General features: G+C 64.3%; 21 protein-coding genes and 2 pseudogenes. 16 read left to right on the top strand and 7 right to left on the bottom strand.

Features of this window, described 5'->3' with window-relative positions; genetic code table 11:
• Positions 1-15 precede the first annotated feature (15 nt).
• The gene (locus tag HMPREF2698_RS13360) at positions 16-171 is read right to left on the bottom strand and encodes a hypothetical protein (protein WP_167595632.1); all 156 of its coding nucleotides are present in this window, start codon (positions 169-171) and stop codon (positions 16-18) included.
• Entirely contained in the window at positions 164-322 is a 159-nt protein-coding gene (locus HMPREF2698_RS13355; RefSeq protein WP_168164014.1) for a hypothetical protein, read from the bottom strand. The genes HMPREF2698_RS13360 and HMPREF2698_RS13355 overlap by 8 nt, the downstream gene beginning before the upstream one ends.
• Before the next feature lie 23 nt (positions 323-345).
• Here HMPREF2698_RS13355 and HMPREF2698_RS00730 point away from each other — a divergent pair, with 23 nt between their 5' ends.
• Positions 346-1,617 (top strand): carboxylesterase family protein, encoded by a 1,272-nt coding sequence (locus HMPREF2698_RS00730; RefSeq protein ID WP_070561464.1) that lies wholly within the window; start codon positions 346-348, stop codon positions 1,615-1,617.
• On the opposite strand, the gene idi is transcribed toward HMPREF2698_RS00730, so the two are convergent.
• Both idi and HMPREF2698_RS00720 read right to left on the bottom strand, forming a co-directional pair.
• Complete coding sequence (gene idi, locus HMPREF2698_RS00725; protein WP_070519572.1) at positions 1,614-2,138, bottom strand: isopentenyl-diphosphate Delta-isomerase; 525 nt, start codon at positions 2,136-2,138, stop codon at positions 1,614-1,616. The genes HMPREF2698_RS00730 and idi overlap by 4 nt on opposite strands.
• The gene (locus HMPREF2698_RS00720) at positions 2,135-2,671 is read right to left on the bottom strand and encodes a hypothetical protein (protein ID WP_070519571.1); all 537 of its coding nucleotides are present in this window, start codon (positions 2,669-2,671) and stop codon (positions 2,135-2,137) included. Before HMPREF2698_RS00720 ends, idi begins: the two co-directional genes overlap by 4 nt.
• A 90-nt stretch (positions 2,672-2,761) precedes the next feature.
• On the opposite strand from HMPREF2698_RS00720, the gene HMPREF2698_RS00715 reads away from it, so the two are divergent.
• The 11 genes and pseudogenes from HMPREF2698_RS00715 (at position 2,762) to HMPREF2698_RS00665 (ending at position 16,804) form a co-directional block, all read left to right on the top strand.
• Positions 2,762-4,594 carry an ABC transporter ATP-binding protein gene (locus HMPREF2698_RS00715; protein ID WP_070561462.1) on the top strand — a complete coding sequence of 611 codons (1,833 nt, stop codon included), beginning with the start codon at positions 2,762-2,764 and terminating at the stop codon, positions 4,592-4,594.
• 10 nt (positions 4,595-4,604) lie between these two features.
• Positions 4,605-5,702 carry a MalY/PatB family protein gene (locus tag HMPREF2698_RS00710; protein WP_070561460.1) on the top strand — a complete coding sequence of 366 codons (1,098 nt, stop codon included), beginning with the start codon at positions 4,605-4,607 and terminating at the stop codon, positions 5,700-5,702.
• Between the two features lie 38 nt (positions 5,703-5,740).
• On the top strand, positions 5,741-7,081 hold the full coding sequence (gene brnQ, locus HMPREF2698_RS00705) for a branched-chain amino acid transport system II carrier protein (protein ID WP_070561458.1): 1,341 nt from the start codon (positions 5,741-5,743) through the stop codon (positions 7,079-7,081).
• A 3-nt stretch (positions 7,082-7,084) separates the two neighbouring features.
• Entirely contained in the window at positions 7,085-8,065 is a 981-nt protein-coding gene (locus tag HMPREF2698_RS00700) for an LLM class flavin-dependent oxidoreductase (RefSeq protein WP_070561456.1), read from the top strand.
• A 77-nt stretch (positions 8,066-8,142) separates the two neighbouring features.
• On the top strand, positions 8,143-8,898 hold the full coding sequence (locus HMPREF2698_RS00695; RefSeq protein ID WP_070561454.1) for a GntR family transcriptional regulator: 756 nt from the start codon (positions 8,143-8,145) through the stop codon (positions 8,896-8,898).
• Positions 8,895-10,313, top strand: a complete 1,419-nt coding sequence (locus HMPREF2698_RS00690; protein ID WP_070561452.1) for an ABC transporter substrate-binding protein — start codon at positions 8,895-8,897, stop codon at positions 10,311-10,313. Before HMPREF2698_RS00695 ends, HMPREF2698_RS00690 begins: the two co-directional genes overlap by 4 nt.
• Positions 10,310-11,215 (top strand): ABC transporter permease, encoded by a 906-nt coding sequence (locus HMPREF2698_RS00685; RefSeq protein ID WP_070561450.1) that lies wholly within the window; start codon positions 10,310-10,312, stop codon positions 11,213-11,215. Before HMPREF2698_RS00690 ends, HMPREF2698_RS00685 begins: the two co-directional genes overlap by 4 nt.
• Positions 11,212-11,970, top strand: a complete 759-nt coding sequence (locus HMPREF2698_RS00680) for an ABC transporter permease (protein WP_070561448.1) — start codon at positions 11,212-11,214, stop codon at positions 11,968-11,970. The genes HMPREF2698_RS00685 and HMPREF2698_RS00680 overlap by 4 nt, the downstream gene beginning before the upstream one ends.
• On the top strand, positions 11,954-13,174 hold the full coding sequence (locus HMPREF2698_RS00675; RefSeq protein WP_070561444.1) for an ABC transporter ATP-binding protein: 1,221 nt from the start codon (positions 11,954-11,956) through the stop codon (positions 13,172-13,174). Before HMPREF2698_RS00680 ends, HMPREF2698_RS00675 begins: the two co-directional genes overlap by 17 nt.
• A complete protein-coding gene (locus tag HMPREF2698_RS00670) occupies positions 13,146-14,783 on the top strand; it encodes an FUSC family protein (protein WP_070561443.1) in 1,638 nt (545 codons plus the stop codon). The genes HMPREF2698_RS00675 and HMPREF2698_RS00670 overlap by 29 nt, the downstream gene beginning before the upstream one ends.
• 240 nt (positions 14,784-15,023) lie before the next feature.
• Positions 15,024-16,804: pseudogene (locus tag HMPREF2698_RS00665) on the top strand (BCCT family transporter).
• A gap of 111 nt (positions 16,805-16,915) precedes the next feature.
• On the opposite strand, the gene HMPREF2698_RS00655 reads toward HMPREF2698_RS00665, so the two are convergent.
• Together HMPREF2698_RS00655 and HMPREF2698_RS00650 are read right to left on the bottom strand one after the other, a co-directional pair.
• Positions 16,916-17,830 carry a response regulator gene (locus HMPREF2698_RS00655; RefSeq protein WP_246819408.1) on the bottom strand — a complete coding sequence of 305 codons (915 nt, stop codon included), beginning with the start codon at positions 17,828-17,830 and terminating at the stop codon, positions 16,916-16,918.
• Positions 17,830-18,999 (bottom strand): sensor histidine kinase, encoded by a 1,170-nt coding sequence (locus HMPREF2698_RS00650; RefSeq protein WP_227486269.1) that lies wholly within the window; start codon positions 18,997-18,999, stop codon positions 17,830-17,832. Before HMPREF2698_RS00650 ends, HMPREF2698_RS00655 begins: the two co-directional genes overlap by 1 nt.
• 87 nt (positions 19,000-19,086) lie before the next feature.
• On the opposite strand from HMPREF2698_RS00650, the gene HMPREF2698_RS00645 reads away from it, so the two are divergent.
• From HMPREF2698_RS00645 to HMPREF2698_RS00635, 3 genes are read left to right on the top strand one after another with little or no spacing between them, the layout of a single operon-like run.
• The gene (locus HMPREF2698_RS00645; protein WP_083303753.1) at positions 19,087-19,875 is read left to right on the top strand and encodes a PrsW family glutamic-type intramembrane protease; all 789 of its coding nucleotides are present in this window, start codon (positions 19,087-19,089) and stop codon (positions 19,873-19,875) included.
• The gene (locus HMPREF2698_RS00640) at positions 19,872-20,294 is read left to right on the top strand and encodes a hypothetical protein (RefSeq protein WP_070561437.1); all 423 of its coding nucleotides are present in this window, start codon (positions 19,872-19,874) and stop codon (positions 20,292-20,294) included. Before HMPREF2698_RS00645 ends, HMPREF2698_RS00640 begins: the two co-directional genes overlap by 4 nt.
• Positions 20,291-21,061, top strand: coding sequence for a PrsW family glutamic-type intramembrane protease (locus HMPREF2698_RS00635; RefSeq protein ID WP_070561435.1), 771 nt, complete (start codon positions 20,291-20,293; stop codon positions 21,059-21,061). The genes HMPREF2698_RS00640 and HMPREF2698_RS00635 overlap by 4 nt, the downstream gene beginning before the upstream one ends.
• Here HMPREF2698_RS00635 and HMPREF2698_RS00630 read toward each other — a convergent pair.
• The gene (locus HMPREF2698_RS00630; protein ID WP_070561433.1) at positions 20,997-22,364 is read right to left on the bottom strand and encodes a M20 metallopeptidase family protein; all 1,368 of its coding nucleotides are present in this window, start codon (positions 22,362-22,364) and stop codon (positions 20,997-20,999) included. The two genes, HMPREF2698_RS00635 and HMPREF2698_RS00630, sit on opposite strands and share 65 nt — an antisense overlap.
• 333 nt (positions 22,365-22,697) lie before the next feature.
• On the opposite strand from HMPREF2698_RS00630, the pseudogene HMPREF2698_RS00625 reads away from it, so the two are divergent.
• A pseudogene (locus tag HMPREF2698_RS00625) lies at positions 22,698-22,893 on the top strand (HNH endonuclease); the annotation flags it as partial.

Raw genomic sequence — 22,893 nt, 5'->3', positions numbered from 1 at the left:
TTCGGGAAGACCCCCTTAAAAGACAACGCCGACGATGGCCACCACGACGATGAGCGCGATCATCAGCCAGAGGGTCACGCTCACTCGGGACTTGGGCAGTGCGCGTTTGCGGTGGGGAGGCTGCGGGCGCTCGGGGTCCCACAGGCCTTCGCGGTGATCATCGTCAGTCATGTTTCTTCATCCTAGTCGCGGGTGCTAGCCACGAATTCACACGGTCGATAACCCACATCAGCACCCACCCCATGACGGTCGCGGCCGGCACTGCGGTCACGGCGAGCACCGCCATCTGCGCCCACACTGGCGCCTGCACGAGCCATTCCATGCCCTCAGGGTAGCCTGTTGTCCATGAGCAGTGCACCTTTCGACGTCACCTGCCCCGCGGGCACCATCACCGGCTACCTCGATGGGGACGTGGCCCATTTCCACTCCATCGAGTACTCCCACATCCCGGGAGATTTCGATAACCCCGAGCCCGCCCCGCCGCGTGACCAGGACGCGCGCGAACCGCATCCGGAGAAGGTCGCGCTGACCATCACCGCCCCCGCGCCCGGCAAACGCACCGCCGCCCTAGCCCCCACGCTGGTCTACATCCACGGCGGCCGCTACGAGCACGGCTCCCACGAGGACCCCCGGGCGGAGGGTACGCCGACCGCGGAGGCGGGCATCGTCCACGTGCAGCTGGACTACCGCGTGGGGCTGCCGGGCCTGGCCCGTTTCCGCGATGATGAGCCCAACCACTACCGCGCCATCGAGGACCTACAGCTGGGCTTGGAATGGATTCAGCGCAACATCGAGTCCTTCGGCGGCGATCCCACCAACGTCACCGTCGTGGGCCAGTCCGCCGGCGCCAATGCCGTTCTCTGGCTGTGTCGGCGCGACCACTACCGCGGGGCTTTTCGCCGCGCCGTGGCGCTCTCCCCGGGCTTCCCTCGGGAGAGCTTCGAGGAGCGCAAGGCCACGCTGCGCCAGGTGATGAAGAAGCCCATCACGCGCTCCTCCCTCGCGGCGATGAGCCAAGAGGAGCTCGCGGCCGGCTACGCCAAGTTCCGCAAGAAGTACAGCCTCGATATGGCGCTGGGCCCTACCCCACTGGAGTGTGGGCAGCTTGCCGACGTCCCCCTCATCCTCGCCAGCACCCGCGACGAGTTCTACAACATCCCGGCCACGCAGAAGATCGATCGCTCCCCTTTCCGCAGCCTCATCCTGCGCTATGTGGCCCCGCGCTTTGGATTTCCCCGCAATGGTTTCAAGCCGTGGTATCAGGTGGCACAGCACATGGATAAGGACCGCCCTATGGGCCGGTTGGTGGGTGATGCCATCATCCGCCGCTGGGCGGCAGAGGTGGCGGAGAAGGCACCAGGTAAGACCTGGATGGTGGAGTTCACCCGCTCCTCGGGCCCGGCCTTGCACTGCGAGGAGCTGCGCCCGCTCTTTGGGGACACGGAGCTAGCACAGTGGCTGCGGGACTTCGTGCGCACCGGCGAGCCCGGTTTCGAGGCCTACCGCCCCGAGCACGCCATCTGGGAATACAACCTGGATAACGGCGAAAACCGCGTGGCCTATTCCAGCCTGGATTATATCTCGGCGGCCTTCGCCCAGGATGGCAGCCTGCTTTAGGCCAACAGGGCCTCGCGCAACGGCTCGTGGGCCAGCTCCTCAACCATCCACGGGCTAAAGGCGAATGGCGTGGCATCGGCGGCAGCGAGGACATCGCGCACCGGGACCCACGCGAAGGAGTCCACCTCATCCGGGTTAGGCGTGGGTTCGTCGGTGGTCTCAAAGAGATAGACCGGGCAGATTTCGTTTTCCACCACGCCGGAGGAATCCACGGCGCGGTAGGAAAAGTTCGGCAGCACTAAGTGAGGGGTGCCGCTGAGGCCAAGTTCGAACTGGGCGCGGCGCACGACGGCGTCGGCAGTCGGCTCATCCGGCCCGGGGTGTCCGCAGAAGGAATTGGTCCACACACCAGGCCAGGTCAGCTTGGACAGTGCGCGGCGGGTCAGCAACAGCTCGCCTCCGCGCACCACCCAGGCGGAGAAAGCAAAGTGCAGCGGAGTATCCGCGGTGTGGACGGCGGCCTTCTCAGCTACGCCTGCGGGCTTGCCCTCGGGCGAGGCTAGAACGACGAGTTCCGTCATAGATTGAGGTCTCCTACAAAGCGCACGTTGCCGATGTTAAAGCGCGCGTTCCACAGGTTGCCGGGGGCAACGTCATAGACATACTGGAGGTTGGTGGACGCGCCTGCCCCCAGCGGGTGGTCCAAGCCCGGCGCGGGCAAGTCCGTGTTGACGGCCGGGTCATAAGCAATCGGATCCACGGTGGCCCAGCCGCCGTTGCCATCGGCGCGCTCGAGGGTGGGTTCCGGGAGGGCGTCGGCAGGCATGGGCACCTCGTTGAGGTTGTGGATCTTCACCGTGAGCACCGTTCCACCGCCGCCGGAGTACAGGCCCTGCAGCTCATACTCCACGTTGAGTCCCTTGTCCTTGACAGGTGCCGCCAGGTTAGAGGTCACCTCTTCGGCGTCCACGTCTTTAGCCTCAAAGGTCGGCGGCTCCGAGCTGGACACCACGATGTTGTCCTGCGGGCCCGTGTCCGGCGGCTGGAGGATGCTGCAGCCTGAGAGGGCAACCAGGCACAGCGGGGCACACGCTAGGGGGAGGTACTTCTTCACCGCGAATCCTTTTCCATCACGACTTCGGTTTCTCCCTTACCTTAGTCGACGGGTTGGATATTCCTATTAAGGGCGTAACATCGGCCGACGATGAACTCTATTCTCCGCATCGTCCGCAGCGCATCTGCGCTGTGGCCGTTCTATCTCGGCGTCCTAATCACCGCGTCAGTCACCGCGATTCTCTCGCTGCTGACTCCCTTCATCCTCCGCGAGGCCACCGACACCGTCGTCGCAGGAGGCCCGCTGCGCACCATCCTCTGGTGGGTCGTCGCACTCTTTGTGGCGGATGCGCTGGGCAACGTGGTGAAAAACATCGGCGGCTATATCGGCGACGTCATGGTGGCACGCCTGCGCCAGATTCTGTCCACGCGCTACTTTGCCAAGCTGCTCTCCGTGCCGCAGGGCTATTACGACAACCAGGTCACCGGCACCATCATTGCGCGTTTGGACCGCTCGATTGCGAATATCACGCAGTTCCTGCAATCCTTCTCCAATAACTTTTTCGTCATGCTGATCCAGGCCGCGGCGGTGTTGGTCATCACCGCGGTGTACTACTGGCCGCTGGCCATCTTGCTGGCAGCGCTCTTCCCCATCTATATGTGGCTTACCGCGCTGACCTCGGAGCGCTGGCAGAAGTATGAGGGGATCAAGAACGAAAACATCGACGTGGCCAATGGGCGCTTCGCGGAGGTCATCGGCCAGGTGAAGGTGACCAAGTCCTTCGTCGCTGAGGCCCGCGAGTTGGCCTCCTTCGGTTCGCGCTACCGCACGGTGGTGGATACGACGAAGCCGCAATCGCACTGGTGGCATTCCATGGATACCGCGCGTGGCGCGGCCATGGCGCTGATCTTCTTAGGGATCTATGGCCTGATCTTCTGGCGCACCTTGGAGGGCCACTTCTCCATCGGTGACATGGTCATGCTCCTGCAGCTGGTGAACATGGCCAAGCAGCCGGTGTTCATGATGAGCTGGATCGTGGATGTCAGCCAGCGCGCCATTGCCGGCTCCAAGGACTATTTCAAGGTCATGGAGGAGACCCCGGAGCCGACGGTAAACCCGCAGCTGGTCGCCGCCGCTGACGCCTCCGACGTTCCCGAGCTGGACCTCACCCCGGCCGAGCCGCTGCGCCCAACGCAAGGCCCGGTCTTTGCCTTCGAGGACGTGTCCTTCTCCTATGAGTCGGAAAAGCCGGTCGTCGCCGATATTTCCTTCGCCGCCCAAGAGGGCCATAAGGTCGCGCTTGTCGGCGAATCCGGCGGCGGCAAGTCCACCTTGGTCAACCTGCTGCTGGGCCTGTACCAGCCCACGGAGGGAAAGCTGACGGTGCTCGGACACGACGCCGCGGAGCTTACCGCCGAGCGCCTGCGCGCCTCAGTCGGCGTGGTCTTCCAGGAGTCCTATCTCTTTTCCGGCACCATCAAGGAAAACATCGCATATGGCAAGCCGGGGGCGACGATGGAGGAGATCGTGAACGTCGCCAAGCGCGCCAATGCGCACGACTTCATCGAGGAATTCCCCGATGGTTATGACACCGTCATCGGTGAGCGCGGCCTCAAGCTCTCCGGCGGGCAGAAGCAGCGCGTGGCCGTGGCGCGCGCCATGCTGAAGGACGCCCCCATCCTCGTGCTCGACGAGGCCACCTCGGCGCTGGACACCAAGGCCGAGCGCGCCGTCCAGGCCGGTCTGGACGAGCTCATGAAGGACCGCACCACGCTCATCATCGCGCACCGCCTGTCCACCATCGCGGACGTGGACACCATCATCACCCTCGACCACGGCCGCATCTCCGAGATTGGTTCTCCGGCCGAGCTGGCACAGTCCGGCGGCATCTACGCCGAGCTGCTGCGTTTGACCCAATCCGCCTCCGCCGCCGACCGCCAGCGGCTGAAAAAATACGGATTTGTGCAGCCCACCGACGAGTAAGGTGGGGCGCATGCATTTCCCTAGCCTGAAAGAACTTAGTGCCCGCGGCACCCGCAAGTGGACCGTCTATGACGAGGACATCATTCCCCTGTGGATCGCTGAATCGGACTTCCTCACCGCCCCCGCGGTGAAGGAAGCAATACAGGAGGCTGTCGACGCCGAATCCTTCGGCTACACCCCAGCCCCCAAGGCCTCCGAGCTCAACGCGGCCCTGGCGGATTTCTATGAATCGCGCTACGGCTGGCGCCCACAGCACGTCTTCTGGATTGGGGACGTCGTGCGCGGGCTGCTGCTCGGGGTGCAGTACTTTACTGAGGGCGCGGTGGCCGTACCGGTTCCGTCTTACCCGCCGCTGTTGGAGCTGCCGGAGACCGCGGGGCGCGAGAAGATAGAGACCTCGCTGGAGCTAGACGATATCGAGCGTGCCTTTAAGGCTGGCGCCGGCTCTATCCTGCTCTCCCACCCTTATAACCCGCTGGGCATCGTCTTCGACGAGGACTGGCTGCGGGGGCTCGTGGAACTGGCGGATAAGTATGATGCCCGTATCCTCTCCGATGAGATCCATGCCCCGCTGGTCTACGAGGGCCGCCACATCCCGTTGGGTGCTTTGTCCGACCGCGTCATCACCGTCACCGCCACGTCCAAGGCGTGGAATACCGCGGGTCTCAAGTGCGCACAGGTGATCTTCTCCAACTCCGCGGACGTGGAGCGCTGGAATTCGCTGACCGGTGTGGCCAAGGACGGCACCGGCACGCTGGGCGTTCTGGCGGCGGAGGCCGCCTACCGCGACGGCGGGGAGTTCCTCGACGAGGAGATTGCGTACTTAAAGAAGACCCGCGACTGGCTGGTGGAGGAGCTGCCCAAGCGCGTGCCGGGCCTAAAGACTTCCCACCCGCAGGCCACCTACCTGCTGTGGTTGGACTTTTCCGGGACCGCTATTGGTGATGACCCGAAGCCCGCAGCGTGGGTTCGCGAGCACGCCAAGGTAGCTCTCAACGAGGGCGTGACCTTCGGTACGGGCGGCGAGCACCACGCGCGTTTGAACTTCGCCACCTCCCGCGAACTGCTCGAAGAAGCGCTGGATCGGCTAGAGAAGGCCTTCAGCTAGAGTTTACATCTCATGTCATGGGCATTATTCTTAGAAAAATGTCCATTAATGACGCTCAGGCTCCCTCTCAGTCCGCCTCGAAGACGGGTTCTCCCATCGGCATCATCATCGTTGCCTCACTCATGCTCTTCTCCATGTTCTTTGGAGCGGGCAACCTGATCTTCCCACCGGAAGTCGGTGTCTCCTCCGGCACCAACTTCTGGCCCGCCACTTTGGGCTTCCTCGCCGCCGGCGTGGCGCTGCCGGTCTTGGCTGTGGTCGCGGTGGCCATTTCCGGCCAGTCCGTGCGGGATATCGGAAACCACGGCGGCAAGATCTTCGGCGTGGCCTTCTCCGTCATTGCGTACCTGGCCATCGGTGCCTTCTACGCCCTGCCGCGTACCGGCGCGGTGTCCATGGAAACCGCCATCACCCCGCTGCTGGGCTGGGAGGGGACCTTCGCCAACGGCGCCTTCAACGTCGTCTTCTTCCTTATCGCGTTGGCTTTGGCCTGGCGCCCGAATGACATCATCGACACCTTGGGCAAGTTCCTCACCCCGGCGCTGGTCATCCTGCTCGCGGTCCTCATCACCCTCGCTACCGTGGCGAATCCCCGCATGCCCGGCACCCCAACTGAAGAGTATGCCTCCGCACCCTTCGTTACCGGCCTCTTTGAGGGCTATAACACCATGGACGCCATCGCGGGCCTGGCTTTCTCCATCGTCATCGTGACCTCCCTGCGCTCCAAGGGTTTTTCCAAGAACAGTGAGCTGCTGCGCGGAACCATTCTCTCCGCGGTCATCGCCGGCGCCCTGCTCGCCGCCATCTACCTGGGGCTGGCGTGGATCGGCCAAACCATGCCGAACGGTGCCTCCTATGAGTCCGGCGCCGCCTTGCTTGCCGACGCCTCCAATCTCACCATGGGCAACATCGGCCAGGCCGTCTTCTCCGCCATCGTCATCCTGGCGTGCATGACCACCGCCGTGGGCCTGATTTCCGCCACCTCGGAGTTCTTCGCCCTCCTTGTGCCGAAGACCACCTACCACCTGTGGGCCTGCCTGTTTACCGCGCTGTCCATCGCCTTCGCTTTCCAGGGCCTTGACACGGTGCTTGCCATCGCGGTGCCCTTCATCGTGTTCTTGTACCCGCCGGCTATCTCGCTGATTGCGCTGACCCTCCTGCAGCCGGTGGTCAAGAAGTGGGTCACCTTCTACTGGGGATTCCGCTTGGCGCTGTGGGTTTCCGTGCTGTGGTCCGCCGCCACCTCCTTCGGTGTGCCGCTTGATTTCGCCCCTGGCCAAGACGTTGGTTTGGGCTGGGTGGTTCCCACGCTCCTCGCATTTGCCATCGGCGTTATCATCGACGTTGTATCTACAGGCTCGTCGAAGAAAAGTGAGTAGCTCATGACGTCCCGCGCCGCTTTGTCCGTCCTCGATTTCTGCACCATCTACCCGGGGGAATCTCCCTCCCAGTCCATGGCCAGGTCGGTCGAGCTGGCGCAACGCGCGGAGGCATTGGGGTTTAAGCGCATGTGGTACACCGAGCACCACAACATGCCCTCCATTTCTTCCTCCTCCCCGGCAGTACTCATCGCACACATCGGCGCGAAGACCGAGCGCATCCGCTTGGGCTCCGGCGGCGTCATGCTGCCGAACCACGCGCCCTATGTCATCGCCGAACAATTCGGCACCCTCGCCGAGCTCTACCCCGGCCGCGTCGACCTTGGCCTGGGCCGCGCCCCCGGCACCGACATGCAGACCTTAGGCCGCGCCCTGCGCCGCGATGGCCACGCCGCCGAACGCTTCCCCGAGGACGTCAAGGAGCTACAGGGCTACCTCTCCGGAAAGTCCCTCATCCCCGGAGTGAAGGCCATCCCCGGCCATGGCACCAACGTCCCCATCTACATCCTGGGATCCTCGCTGTTCGGCGCCTCGCTCGCCGCCAAGTACGGGCTTCCCTATGCCTTCGCCTCGCACTTTGCCCCGCAACACCTCGAGGCCGCCACGGCCTACTATCGCGAGAATTACCAGCCTTCCGAAGCCCACCCGGAGCCCTATGTCATCGCGGGTGTCAACGTCACCGCGGGTGATGACGCCGACGAGGAATTTGAAAAGGTCTGCTTCCGCCGCGTCAAGGCCTTTGCAGGTCGTGGCAAGCAGCTCAGCGACGCCGACGTTGCCCGCATCATCGATTCCCCGCAGGGCCAGCAAATCATCGGCATGCTGAAGTACTCCGCCGTGGGCAGTATCGAGCACGTGCGCGACTACCTCACGGAATTCCAAAATCTGGCCCAGGCGGATGAACTCATGATCTCCCTGCAATCCACAAGCCACGAGGCCGCCTTGGGTAACATGGTTAACCTGGCTCAAGCGTGGCAGCTGTAGGCGGACGCGCCCTCGCGCATCCGCGCTTCAACACATCACTACCCATCACAGCGTTTTCTACATAGAGGAGCATCACCGTGGCCCTTCGCGGTACACAGCAGCACAGTATTATCGCTGACTATCTGCGCAATCTCATCCGCAGCAAGAAGCTTTCTCCCGGTGATTTTCTGCCCAGCGAGGCCGAGCTGTGCGAGCAATTCTCCTCATCCCGCGGTCCCGTGCGCCAGGCCGTCGCGGCGCTGCGCTCGGAAGGCCTCATTTCCTCCGGCCGCGGCCGCCGCTCTGTCGTTCTCGGCCGTTTCACCTCGGAGTCCTTCGACTCCATCTACTCCGTAACACACTGGCTGCGCGAGCGCGGATTCGAGCCCGGCGCCTCCACCCTGTGGCTGGGCCGCTGCCCCGCTACCGAAAGGGAGGCCGAGTTCCTGCGGGTAGAGCCCGGCTCCCCGGTTATCTTTGTGCACCGCGTGCGCAGCGCCAATGGCATGCCGATCGCCATCGAGCGCATGTTCTTCCCAGTCGACGTGGGCAGCCACATCCTCAACTTCGATGCCGATAATGAGTCCATCCACGATCACCTGCGCAAGCAAGGCGTGGAATTCGACAACGTCAACCGCGAGCTCTCGCTGGCTTCCGCCAGTGAGGAGGATGCGCGCTCCCTCAACGTCGAGCCCGCCACCCCGCTGTGGCGCCTGCACTTGGACATCTCGGATCACTCCGGGCATCCCGTCGAGTGCACCGAAATCCTGTACCTCGGGGACCGCCTCACACTTGGCATGACGAGTGTGCGCGGCACCACCTCCCCGCTCGAGGTCAAGTTGTCCGAAGGATGAAGGCCTGGTTAGGTGCGCTGGGGGTGGTGCTGGGGGCGTCGCTCAGCGCCTGCTCCGCCGGTTCCACGGCGCTTGTTGATTCTGATTCCTCCGCGCTGACGCTGGCCACGACGACGCCCGCGACGTCCCTGGATTTCACCACCGTCGGCGGCGCCGCCATCCCGGCCGCGCTCATGAGCAACGTTTACGAAACCCTCGTGCGTATCTCCGCGCAAGGCGACATCGAACCGGGACTGGCCGAGTCCTGGGAGGTGGACTCCACGCGCTACACCTTCCACCTGCGCGAGGCCTCCTTCTCCAACGGCGAGGCCTTCACCGCGCACACCGCCGCGTGGTCCATCAACGCGGTGAAAACGGAGTGGACCAACGGGCTCAAGAAGCAGATGGACGTGGTGGAATCCGCCACGGCGGTGGATGATCACACGCTCGTCGTCGAGCTATCCCGCCCCTCCGCCGGCTGGTTGTGGTCCATGGGTACCGTCATCGGCGCCATGCGCACGCCCACTGAAGCTGTGGGCACCGGCCCCTTCGCTGTCGCCGGCTTCTCCCCCAACGAGTACATCGCGCTGCGCGCCCGCCCGGACTACTGGGGAACCCCGGCGAAGGAAGACATCACCATCCGCTACTTCCCGGATTCCCTCACTGCGGTCAACGCCCTGCGCTCCGGCGGAGTCGACGCCGTGTGGGGCGTGCAGAACCCCGAGCTGCTCGACACCCTCGATGACTCCATCGAAACCGCCGTGGGCACCACGAACGGCGAGGTGCTGCTGTCCATGAATAACCAGGCAGCGCCTTTCGACGATCCCCGCGTGCGCCGCGCCGTGGCTTATGGAATCGACCGCCAGGCCGCCAACGACATCCTCTGGGAGGGCCGCGCGAAAGACACCGGCGGCGCTCCGGTGCCGCCGACCGACCCGTGGTTTAGCGCCAAGGACTACTACCCTTACGACCCCGCGCGCGCCCGCGCGCTGATGGAGGAGGCCGGGGCCGTGGGCACGCCGCTCACGCTCACCGTGCCAAGCCTGCCCTATACGCAAACGCTCTCCGAGTTCCTCTACTCGCAGCTGACGGAGATGGGATTCGAGGTCACGCTGGAAACCGCCGAGTTCCCAGCCGTCTGGCTGAGCCAGGTGATGGGGGCCAAGGATTATCAGATGTCGCTCGTCGCGCACGTCGAACCGCGCGATATCCCCACCATCTTTGGCAACCCGGACTATTACATCGGCTATGATTCGCCGCAGACCCGCACGTTGTTGAAGCAGGATGACATGAAAGGGGCGGTCGACCAGATCATGGAAGATATGCCCGCCCTGACCTTAATGAACATGCCCAATATCGTGCTCTACCGCGAGGGCCTGACCGGCCTACAGCCTAACCAGATCACCGATGCCATCGAGCTTAAAGGTGTGCAATGAGAATCCTGCGCTTCCTCGGCACCATGTGGGCCGCCTCCATCATCATCTTCCTGCTCATGCGGGCCGTGCCCGGCAACCCGGCGCGCGTGGCCTTGGGCGTCAACGCCACCGATGAATCCGTGGCGGAGCTGACCCACGCCATGGGCCTGGACCGCCCGCTTCTCGTGCAATACCTGGAGTGGATGAAAGGGCTGTTGACCGGCAACTTCGGCGTCTCGCTGTCCTCGCAGCAGGACATCACCCCGCTCGTGGTTGACCGCGCGCAGGTCACGCTGTTGCTCATCGGGCTGGCCATCGCCCTCGCACTAGCCGGGGCTATCCCCATGGGCATCCTGCTGGCCCGCTTTAGGCTCCCCGTGCTCAACGCGGCCACGCAGCTGGGTATTGCGGTGCCGAGCTTCCTCGTCGGTATTTTGCTCGTCGCCGTGTTCTCCGTGCACCTGGGATGGCTGCCGGCGAATGGCTGGCAGCTGCCGCGCGAGGGCCTCAGCCACCTGGTCCTGCCGGCTATCTCGCTGGCACTGGTGCAGGGCGCGATGCTCACCCGTTACGTGCGCGCCACCCTCCGTGAGGAGATGGACAAGGACTACATCCGCACCGCCCGCTCCCTGGGTGAATCCCGCACCGGGGCGCTCATCCGCCACGGCCTGCGCAACGCCGCCCTGCCCGTGCTCACCGTCACCGGCGTGCAGCTGAGCACCCTGGTGGTGGGCGCGGTGGTCATCGAGAATGTCTTCGTCATCCCCGGCTTGGGCTCGCTGCTTCTCGACGCCGTCTCCACCCGCGACCTCACCACCGTCCAGACCCTCATCATGGTCTTCGTGACCTTCACCCTGACCGTCAACCTGCTCACGGACCTGGCCTACCGGGTCATCGACCCGCGGCTGAAGGAGGCGCGATGAAACCCGGCTATTTCCTGGTGGGCCTGACCATCCTGCTTGCGCTGGTCTCCCTGGTGTGGACACCCTATGACCCGAACCTCATCTCCCCCGACCGCCTGGCCGGCCCCAGCCTGGAGCACCTCATGGGCACCGACCGCTTCGGGCGCGATACCTTCTCCCGCATCCTCGCCGGCGCTCAAGTCACCGTGCTGGTGGGCGTCGTGGCGGTGGCCATCGCCGCACTCATCGGCGTACCGCTGGGCATTATCGCCGGGATGCGCGGCGGCAGCGTCATCATGGCGGCCACCGACCTGCTGCTCGCCTTCCCGGCGCTCTTGCTGGCCATCGTCGCCGGCGCGGTGTGGGGCTCCTCGACGCTCACGGCGACCATCGCCATCGGCATCGCCGGCATCCCCTCCTTCATCCGAGTCACGCGCTCCGGCACGCTGCAGATCATGACGCAGGACTATATCGCGGCCGCCCGCATCTCGCACGTGCCGCCGGCGCTCATCGCGTGGCGCCACGTACTGCCCAACCTCGGCGGCATCGTGGCCATCCAGGCTTCCGTCTACTTTGCGCTGGCCGTCCTCGCTGAAGCCGGCCTGTCCTACCTCGGCCTGGGCACTGCCCCGCCGACCGCCTCGTGGGGCCGCATGCTTCACGACGCCCAGCCCCTCCTGGCCACCCACCCCCTCCAGGCCCTGTGGCCCGGGCTGGCCATCGCCGGCACCGTCCTCGGATTCAACCTTCTAGGAAGCCATGCTGACCGTCACTGATCTGCGCGTGGGCCCCGTTGGCCCCCTCTCCTTTTCCATCGCACCCGGCGAGCGCGTCGGCCTCGTCGGGGATTCCGGCAGCGGCAAGTCCCTGACCGCCCTGGCCATCATGGGGCTTTTGCCTGATCACCTGCAGGCCACCGGCTCCATTCAGTTCAACGGCCAGGAGCTGCTGGGCATGCGCGACCGCAACCTGCGCAAGCTGCCGCTGGCCATGGTCTTCCAAGAACCCATGACCGCACTCGACCCGCTGATGAAGGTGCCCGGCTTCAACCGCTTCCCGCACCAGCTCTCCGGCGGGCAGCGCCAGCGCGCGCTCATCGAGATTGCCATGGCCCGCCACCCCAAGCTCCTCATCTGCGATGAGCCGACCACAGCCCTGGATCCCTTCACCCAGGAGGAAATCCTCTCCACCATCGTGGATGCCGCGGATAACGAGGACACAGCGCTGCTGTTTATTAGCCATGACCAGGACGTCGTCAAGCGCGTGTGCGACCGCGTCGTGCGCATCGGTGAGCTCACCACGCCCGATCTCACCCCACCACCCGTACCTACCTTGGGCGAGCCCGTCATCACGCTCAAGAACGTGACCAAGGCCTACCGCGGGGTAACCGCACTGGATGATGTCTCCCTCACCGTCCGCGAGGGCGAACGCCTCGGCATCGTCGGTGGCTCCGGCTCCGGCAAATCCACGCTGCTCAAGCTGCTCACCGGTTTGGCGGAGCCGACCTCGGGAACGGTGGACGTCGCCAAGCGCGTGCACATGGTCTTCCAAGACCCCAAGGGCTCGCTCAACCCGCGCATGCCTATTTGGAAGATCGTGGCCGAGGGCGGCGGGACCCGCGAGGAGGCCGAGGCCGTGCTGCGGGAGGTCGGCATCGAAGGCTTCGAGCGCTATCCGCGGGACTTCTCCGGCGGGCAGCGCCAGCGCATCTCGCTGGCGCGCGCCGTGGTAGGCAAGCCGGATATTCTGCTGGCGGACGAGGCCGTCTCGGCGCTGGACGCCACCTCTCGGGCCCAGGTCCTGGAGCTGCTGCAGCGCGTGACGAAGGACATGACGCTGGTTTTTGTCTCCCACGACATCGACGTCGTGCGCCACTTGTGCCCCACGGTGGCGGTCCTGCAGGACGGCCGGCTGGTCGAGCGCGGCGAAGCGAGTAAGGTGTTCTCCCGATATGGAACACCCTCTGCCGCAACGTCCTAACGCCCTTCAGCTCTTTACCGCCTTCAACACCTCCGCGCGCCGTTGGCCCGGTGCCCTGCGCGCGGCATTGGCGATCATCATCCCGGGCGGGATTGCTGTTTTAACGGGCCACCCGGATGCGGTGCTGCTCATTTCTGCCGGTGCCTTCTCCGTCATCTACGGCGAGGGGCACCCCTACCGCACGCGGCGCCGCGTGATCCTCACCGCTGGCGGACTGCTCACGCTGGCGGCTACGGCCGGTTCCCTCGTCGGCGTGCACGGCCTGGCGCTGTCTGCGGTGTTTACAGTGACTCTGGCAACCATCGGCGCGTTCGTGCAGAATGCGCTGCGGCTGCCACCGCCGGGGTCCTTCTTCATCGTGATGGTGGCCGGTGGTTCCACCATGCTGCGCGGGGTCTCCCCGTGGGAGGTGGCCGCGTGGAGCCTGGCCGGCGTGGCGGCAGGCTACGTGCTGGGCATGGTGCCGCGCTTTAGGGATCCGCACGGCCCGGAAACGCGCGCGGTGGCCGCGCTAGAGAAGGCCGCCGATGCCTTCCTTCACTCGGACACCGATTTCTTGGCCCGCCACCACCAGGCGCAATCCGCTATCTCCACCGCCTGGCAAGCGCTTGCCGACGCCGGCATCATCCGCGGCCGCCGCATCCGCCGCCCCGCCCAGGCGGAGCTGGTTCACCGCGCGCTGGCCGCGCAACAGCGCATCGTGGCGCACCACAAACAGGTGGGCGGCAACTCGGATCAGCTCTCTGATTCCCCCACCTACGTCGACCCTGACCGCACCGCCATCCCGCACACCAAGCCGACGATGCGCTACCGCTTCTACCGCGCTGCGGTGGGCAATTCCCACGCGGTGGTGACGGCGGAGAAAATCGCGCTCGGCGGCCTGGTCACCGCGTTCATTGGCTTGGCGCTGGGGCTTAACCGCCCGGACTGGGGCGCGGTGTCGGTGCTCCTGGTCTTGCAGTGGGGGCCCGACCGGGTGCCGGGGACGATTCGCGGCGTGCAGCGCATGCTGGGATCGGTCTTGGGCGTGTGCCTCTTCGCTCTCATTGCGTCCTTGAGCCCGCACGGCTGGGGGCTGGTGCTCGCGTTGGCCTTCTGCCAGTTCTGCGCGGAGATTCTGGTGGTGAAGAACTACGCGCTATGCGTTATCTTCTCCACCCCACTGGCGCTACTGATGGGCAATTCCTCGGAGCATTTGGCCCACACCATCGGCTCGCGCATGGCGGAGATTGGGCTCTCCGTGGTCGTGGCGATGCTCTTCCTGTGGCTGTGGAAACCGCGGGCCCAGATGACGAACCACTACCGCCTGCAAACGCGCTGCTTCGAGGCGATGGCAGCCTTGCTCGGCTCCCTGCTTATCAAGACCCCGGAGGAGGCGCTGGCGCAGCGCCGCGACCTGCACTACGAGCTGCTCTCGGAGCGGCGAAGCATCCAATCACTTGCCACCAACCACTCCGATATCAGCCAGTTCTGGCAGCGCCACACGGCTCTGCAAACCGCCGGTTACTTCCTCCTCGACTTCTGCGTGGTCAACCCGCTCTCACAGCCCAGCCGCGCGGAGCTGGACACGCTCATTGAGAAGATCACGGAGGCGGAAATGCGTCAATGACCTCATAGTGCGCACCCGCCGCGGAGTACTCGCGTGCGCACAGAAGAGGCGGATTATTTCACCGTGAACAACAGGTTCGGATCGAGGACGTGTTCCTCCACGAGCTCGAAGAGAGCAAAGGCTTCCTCCAGTTCACGGACATTCTCATCAAAATTAGGCAGCGACATGGCATTCCAATCGACGCAGAAATAAGTGCCTTCATCCTAGCTCACACCGCTGTCATTTCGCGCACCTGCGATAATGGTTGACGTGAACACTCGAAAATCTACCGGTCCACCCGTTGGCCTCTACCCCCACAACATGCACCCGGGCTTGGTTCCCGGAATCGGTGTAGAAGACCAACGCAACGCTTTCACGCTGGACAAGGTCACCTTCTTCAGCACGGCTACGTTCGTCGTAGCCTTCATCATCTGGGGCATCACCTCACCGGAGTCCGTCTCCGCCGCCTCCTCCGCGGCCTTTTCCTGGGCCGCATCAAGCTCGGCACGGATGACGAGGAACCCGAGTTCGGCTGGTTCAGCTGGGTGGCCATGATGTTCGGTGCCGGCATCGGCGTTGGCATCTTCTTCTACGGTCCTTCGGAGCCGCTGTCGCACTACATCACCCCGCCTCCCCACACTGTCGACGGCAACAGCGTCGAAGCCCTCCACCAAGCAATGGCCCAGGCGCACTACCACTGGGGTGTCTCGCCCTGGGCGGCCTATGCCCTCGTCGGCGGCGCGATCGCCTACTCTTCCTACCGCCGCGGCCGCGTTCCGCTGGTGTCCTCGATTTTCAAGCCCCTGTTTGGCTCCCGCGATACCGATGGGCCGCTGGGCAAGCTTATCGACATCCTCGCACTCGTCGCCACACTCTTCGGCACCGCCGCCACGCTGGGGCTTTCCGCCATCCAGATTGGCCAAGGAGTGTCCATCATCCGCGGCGCAGGTCCGTTGACCAATGCTGTGCTCATCGCGATCATCGCCGTACTGGGGTGCGGGTTCATCATCTCTGCGGTCTCTGGTGTTTCCCGCGGCGTGCGCTACCTGTCCAACTTCAACATCACACTCACGCTCGGCCTGGTCATCTTTGTTTTCTTCACCGGCCCGACCTTGCTTTTGCTCAACCTCGTGCCCTCCGGCATCGTCACCTACATCGACCAGCTTTTGCCCATGATGGCCAAGGGCCTGTCCTGGGGTGATGAAACGATTGAATTCCAGTCCTACTGGACCGCCTTCTACTGGGCATGGTGAATCGCGTGGACGCCCTTCGTCGGCATGTTCGTCGCCCGCATTTCCCGTGGCCGCACGCTGCGCGAATTCACCGCCGTCACCGTCTTCGCGCCCTCCCTCATCCTCATTTTGGCCTTCACCATCTTCGGCGGCACGGCCATCACTTTCCAGCGCGAGGACCTGCCCAACTTTGACGGCTCCGCCTCCGGCGAGCAGGTGCTCTTCGCCATGTTCGATAATCTGCCGCTGAGCAGCATCACGCCCTTCATCCTGATCGTGGTCCTAGCGGTCTTCTTCATCACCTCGGCCGATTCAGCGTCGGTCATCATGGGCACCATGTCCTCCAAGGGCGACCCCGCCCCCAACAAGTTCATCGTCATCTTCTGGGGACTGTGCATGATGGGCATCGCCATCGTCATGCTGCTGACCGGCGGCGAGGACGTACTCACCGGCTTGCAGAACCTCACCATCCTCTCAGCGCTGCCTTTCTGCATCGTGCTGCTCGTCATGATGGTGGCCTTCATCAAAGATCTGCGCTCCGACCCGATGTTCATCCGCCGCGCCTACGCGCGCGCCGCGGTAGAAAACGCCGTCGTGCGCGGAATCGAGGAGCACGGCGATGACTTCGAGCTCACCGTCGAGCACGCCGACGAAGGCCGGGGTGCCGGCTCCGACTTCGACTCCTCAGCGCACCGCTACACGGACTGGTACCAGCGCACCGATGAAAAGGGCGAGAATGTAGACTACGACTTCGACACCGATACCTGGGCCGATGGCTACGACCCGAACACTGAGCAGAAGGAGAAGTAAATGGGGATCCCGGACGACGTCGTCCTTGAGGGCTATACCCTCATCGAGCAGCACGAAATTGACCACGAGTTCCTCATCAACGGCTCCCCATTCGCTGCGGTAACTCCCCTGCTATTCGCTCTCACCATCGCCGGCATGCTCCTCGTGGCAGCCAGCTTCTTTCTGCGCGGCAGTCGCCGCATCATCGCTGGCCTGCTCGGCGCGGTCCTCACTCTCACAAAGTTGTGGTGGATGCCCATTGCACTTGCCCGCCAGTTCAACGACAGCCAGGTCTTCGGCTACGCGCTGAAGTACTACCCCCAGTACTGGCCGGCGGCGTCCATCATCGTGATCGTCATCGCGCTGCTCGGCCTCGCCTCCGCGTTTATCCGCCGGCGCTAGCGCGCTTCCAACACCGCAATCGCGATGTGCACCCGGTTGGTGCCGCCCCAGCTTGTCCAGGATGTGCTTGATGTAGGTTTTCACCGTCGTAACTGACACGTAGAGCTGCCCCGCGATTTCCTGGTTGTCCAGGCCCAGGGCCACTAACTCCGCCACCTCGTTTTCCCGCTGACTTAAGCCCTCCAGCGGGCGGGGTCCAGGCGCCTCTGGTTCTGTCGGCGCGGGCTCGGGGTGCTTGAGCGCCAGCAGGTTCTTCAGGGCCTTCGGGCTCAGCAGCTGCTGCCCCGTGGCCGCAGCGCGCACGGCCGAGACCAGGCCCTCCGGCTCGATGGTCTTGAGCAGGAAGCCCATCGCGCCGGCGTGCAGCGCATCCACGATGAACTCATCCGTATCGAAGGCGGTGAGCATGACCACCGGGATATCCGGCGCGCTCGCGCGCAGTTTCCCGGCCGCCTCGATGCCATCCATGACGGGCATGCGGATGTCCATGAGGACGACGTCCGGTTGCAGGTCCAGCACGCGGGCCACGCCATCGCGCCCATTGCTGGCCTCGGCCACCACCTCGATGTCTGCGGCGCCCTCCAGGATGAACCGAATGCCGCGGCGCAGCGCCTGCTCATCATCGACTAATACCACTGAAATCATTACGCGCGTGCCTCCTCCGGTAGTTCGAGGACCCAGGTGAAGGTGGAGGCGTCGTCAAGCACTGTGAAGGTGCCTCCCGCCAGCCGGGCGCGTTCCTCCAGCCCCAGCAGACCGTTGCCGCCACCGGACTCTGGCTGCGCAGCCACTTTCTTGTTCTGCATGGTCACCCGCACCTTATCCTCCTCGTTCTCCACGGTGAGCGTCACCTTCTTCCCCGGCGCGTACTTGCGCGCGTTGGTCAGCCCCTCCTGCACGGCGCGGCCCAGTGTGTGGGCGGCTAGTGTGCTCAGCTTATCGACGTCCCCCTTCTTATACCGCACCTTCGTCCCCGCCGCGCGAGCGCGCCCGATGTGCTCCTCGATGCTCGCGCGCGGATCCACCCGGTCATCCACGCGCAGCGCCTTGATAACCCCACGCAGGTCCTCCACGGCGGCCTTGGCCTCCGATTGGATGGTGTCTGCCGCCTCGGCGACCCGCTCCGGGTCGGCGTCCTTGCGGTAGCTCAGGCCACCCGCGTACACGGAGATGAGGCTGAGGCGGTGCGAGAGGGAATCGTGGATATCGCGGGCAATGCGGTTGCGTTCCTCCAGGCGGGCGCGCTCCTCGCGCGAGCGCAGCTGATCCTCGTTGAGCTCCGCCAGGCTCACCAGCGTGACCTCGCGCTGGCGGCGCTGCGCGCGCACCGAGCCCGTAATCCAAGCAACGATGAGAAAGAGGCTTCCATAGAACACGTAACCAAAGGGATCGAAGATGTTCATCCGAATGTAAGGCACAGAGATAATGGTCACACACGAGGCCACGAACACCGCCGTCCCCGCCAGGGACCACCGCAATCGGCCGCGCGAGATGATTGAAATCAACACCACCAGCACTGACAGCGACAGTGGGCGAAACCCGCCTAGTACCAGGACGAGCAGAGCCGCAATCAGCACCACCGGGTGGCCGGGGTACTCCTCGTGGATGTTGCGCTCCCGCCGTGAGTGGTGCAGGGCGAAGGGCAGCAGAATCCACGTGGCGAAGCTAAATAGACCCATCAAGCCCAAAACAAGGGCTTCCTGATCCGTCCCCTCGAAGTTTTCGATATGGGGGATCCATGCCGCCAAATCCGCCACCACGCAGAGCAGAATGAGCAGCACCGTGATCCACAGTGGTCGCGTCTTTCTCGTCATGGTTGCCACGATAGTTCTCCCTGCGTTCCGGAAAATCCTCCCTGCGGAGGATACCGGCACCCCGGCGCAGTTCATAGCCTAAACCTCATGAGAAGAACACAGACTTTGTACGAACTGCTCACCGCCGCCGGGCTGGTGTACGTCGCTTATGATTTCTCCCACGGCGCTTTCGTCACCACCAGCGCGCTCGCCGCGGTGTTGTACGCGGCCGTGGCCATTGGTCTCACGCTGCTGATTCTGCGCAAGCACCCCGGCATTGCGCACGGGGTGGTGTGGGGTATTGCGGTCTCCACTGTCGCCGGCCAGCTCAACGAGCACATGAACCACCTCCTCATCCGTACGGTCCCGGACTGGCTGGTCATCGCTGGAATCGCCCCGCTTAACGAGGAAGTCCTTAAATTCCTCGGCGTCGTCTTCATCTGCACCTGCGTCATCCGGCCCCGCCACTGGGCGGACTACGTCTTCGTCGGCGTGGCCGTGGGCATGGGCTTTAGCGTGACCGAGAACGCCATCTACTACGCCAACATGACACTGGAGAACCTCGATTCTGATCTCAAGGGAACGCTTCTGGGGATCCTTGCCCGATTCATCGCGAACCCGCTCATGCATTCCTTCTTCACCTCAATCGCGGCTTACGGGCTCTCCCGCCGGCAACCGGTGCGCTGGTTGCTCATCGCCATGGCGGTGCACTTCACGGCTAATTTCGGCCCGTCTATCTCTACCGCGTTTGACGACGCCCTATGGCCCATCTTCCCCACTTTCCTCATCCTCATCGGCCTGTGGGTGGCCATGATTGTCAGCATTGTCAAACTCCGCAAAATCCTCCCTGCGGAGGATACCGGCGCAAAACCGCAGCTCTTAGGGTCGAAAGCATGAGAAACACACTGATTTATTCCTGCATCGGCGTCCTCGCCGCAGTACCGCTTGCCGACGCCCTCCTCCCCGACCCCACTCCCGACACCACCCCCGTGCGCGGCATCCCGGGACTGGAGTGCCCGGAGGATCCGTACGCCTCCTCGCAGACCTGGAACTGCGGGAGCGCGACCATCATTTCTGAGGAAGGCAGCTCCTCCCGCGAGGTCGAGACGTACCTGCCGCGCCAGCACCGCTCCTTCAACGGGACCAGCGCGCTGACCGACGCCCCCATCACCACCCAGGCTGCCGAGCTCTACCGCGTCGAGGACGGCGACGGCATCACGCTGTCTCAGCGGCACAACAACACCATCTCCTTCCTCCACATCTACGGACCGAAGGCAAGTGACTTCGCCGACCGCGTGCAGCCGGAGGAAGCTTGAAGTACCTGTACTACCTGCTGACCTTCGGCGCGCTGGCCGTCACCGCCTTCCACTACGCGGGCGAGCCCTTCCTGCCCGCAAGTGCTCTGGCCGCCGTGGTCTTCGCCGCCGTACTCGTCCCCCTCGCGCTGTTCTTCCTGCGCCGCCGCCCAGGAATTGCGCACGGCGTGGTGTGGGGGTTCGCGGTTTCCGGGCTCGCGGTGGAACTCAACACGAACATGTCCCACCTCCTCGCCCGCGCGGGCCTGGACTGGCTGGGCGCTGCGGGGTATGCGCCGCTCATCGAGGAGGTACTGAAGTTCCTCGGCGTGCTGCTTATCTGTACCTTCGTCATCCGGCCCCGCAGTTGGCTCGACTACGTCTTCGTGGGCGTGGCCGTGGGGATCGGCTTCACTGTAGGTGAGGACGCCACCGCCTTCGCGCGCATGACGGCGGACAACCTCGATTCGGATACCGCTGGCGCAATCGGGGCGGTGGTCATCCGCTTGGGGTCCAACCCGCTCTCCCACTCGCTGTTCGCTGGGCTTAGCGCCTATGGCCTATCCCAGAAGCAGCCGGTGCGCTGGCTCATTATCGCCATCGCGGTGCACGCCACGAAGAATCTCTTCCCGTCGTTAAGCACTGCGCTCGACGACGCCATCTGGCCCCTCCTCGCCGGCATGGTCATCGTGCTCGCCGAATGGGTAGCCACCATCTGGGGCACTATTGCGCTGCGGAAGAAGGCGGCTGCGCATCCGCCCCTGTCCCCTGCACCGGCGCACGCATAGCCTTCGTGGCCGGCGAGGGGTGGGCGTCCTCGGCGGCGAGGCGCTCAAAGGCCACCGCCGCCAGGGCTGCGGCTTGGTCTCCCAGAACGGAATCATCGAAGCGCACCTGCGGCGAGTGGTTCCACTCGCGCATGTGCTCCGGGGTGTGCGGATCGCCCGTACCGAACCACATGAAGGTGCCCGGAACCTGGGATAACACCGCACCGAAGTCTTCCGAGGCCATCATCGGGGTGTCCATGGTCAGCACGTTTTCCGCGCCGAACATACCCGCCCACAACGACGCAGCGAACTGGTCCTCGCGCGGTGAGGTCTTGGTGGCCGAGTACAGGACCTCGAAGTCCACCTTCGCGGTACAACGATGGGAGGCCGCCACGGAGCTTGAGACCTCGATGATCATTTGGCGGACTGCGTCGATGTGTTCGTCGCGAAGCACGCGCACCGTCGCGCCCAGCTCCGCCTTGTCCGGGATGACGTTGACCGCGCCGTCGCCCGCGCGCAGGTTGGTCACCGTGATGACAATCGGCGAGTTCGCATCGAAGCGCCGGGTCAGCGCCACTTGCAGCGCCATCTGGATCTCCGCGAGGGCCGCAACGGGATCGATAGCATCGTGCGGGCGCGAGCCATGCCCACCCTTGCCGTAGACGGTGATGCCCAAGTTAGAAGAAGAAGCCATCATCGGGCCCGCGATGTGGTGGAAAGTGCCCCGATCCTGCGGGCCGACGTGCAAACCGTAGGCGGCAATGGGGCGGCGGCCGGCGGCGTCGAGCACGCCCTCATCGATCATCGGCTGCGCGCCGCCCGGGCCTTCCTCGCCTGGCTGGAACATGAAGATGACATCGCCCAACAGCTCCTCGCGGTGGCGGCACAGCATCTTCACCGCACCGATAAGCCCCGCCGTGTGCAGATCGTGGCCACAGGCATGCATGTTGCTATTCGTCGAGGCAAACGGGCTGCCCGTTTGCTCACGCACCGGAAGGGCGTCCATATCCGCGCGAAGCAGCACCGACACGGGGCGCTCGCCGCGCTTGCCGCCGCGCAGCACCGCGACGACCGAGCTGAGGTCACGGCCCAGATGAATCTCCAGCGGTAGGCCTTTAAGGGCTTCGAGCACCTTCTCCTGGGTGCGCGGCAGATGCAGCCCCACCTCCGGGTTCTGGTGCATATCGCGGCGGAAGGCCTGCAACTCCGGAAGCAGCTCCCGGCCTTCCTCCACGAACACGTGGCTGGCCAACCGCTTTCCGAGCTTGGCCGAGACCATCGGAAGCGGTGGCAATTGCTGACGGTGGCGCGGGGCCATCTTCATGGTGTCATCCTTTCCGAGCATGTGCGCCGAGCATACCGGAAACTGCTGTGCTGTCAGGTCGGTTTGGGCTCAAGCTGATGGGCTACCCATGCCCGCTATCCCCGATAGCGAACCTACTGCGAGGCTGTGCGAAATGGTCTCAGGAGGATCTCGTTTCGACCGGCTTTACCGAGAGGAGAAAGGTTGGGCAGCAGCATATGGCGAGTTCAATCGGTATGCGAACCAGCCAACTCAATCTAGGGGCTTTTCTCGTACCAGCCCCATTACCCCTCCAACCAGGTAGTTTCTTCTTCCGGTTGCGGGGCCCACAGTGCTGTTTTAGTCTCTGTGCTCATGGGGGATATTGAAACCTACATCCACCTTCGCAATTCGGGGATTGCACTGGTGGAAAACATTCCTGGCGCACCCGATGAGCTCCGCGCGCTCGGCGCTTCTGCTTCCGATGCTGCCGAACTAGCACGCCTTAACCAGGTGTACTTCGGACCCACCCGCTTCAGCGGCAAACAACGCAAAGCCCGGACCGCAGCCC

Origin of the sequence: Corynebacterium sp. HMSC072A02 (assembly GCF_001810085.1) — a bacterium.
Lineage (GTDB): Bacteria > Actinomycetota > Actinomycetes > Mycobacteriales > Mycobacteriaceae > Corynebacterium > Corynebacterium hesseae.
The sequence above is the reverse complement of the archived record's forward strand: the minus strand, read 5'-3'. Positions and strand labels throughout refer to the sequence as shown.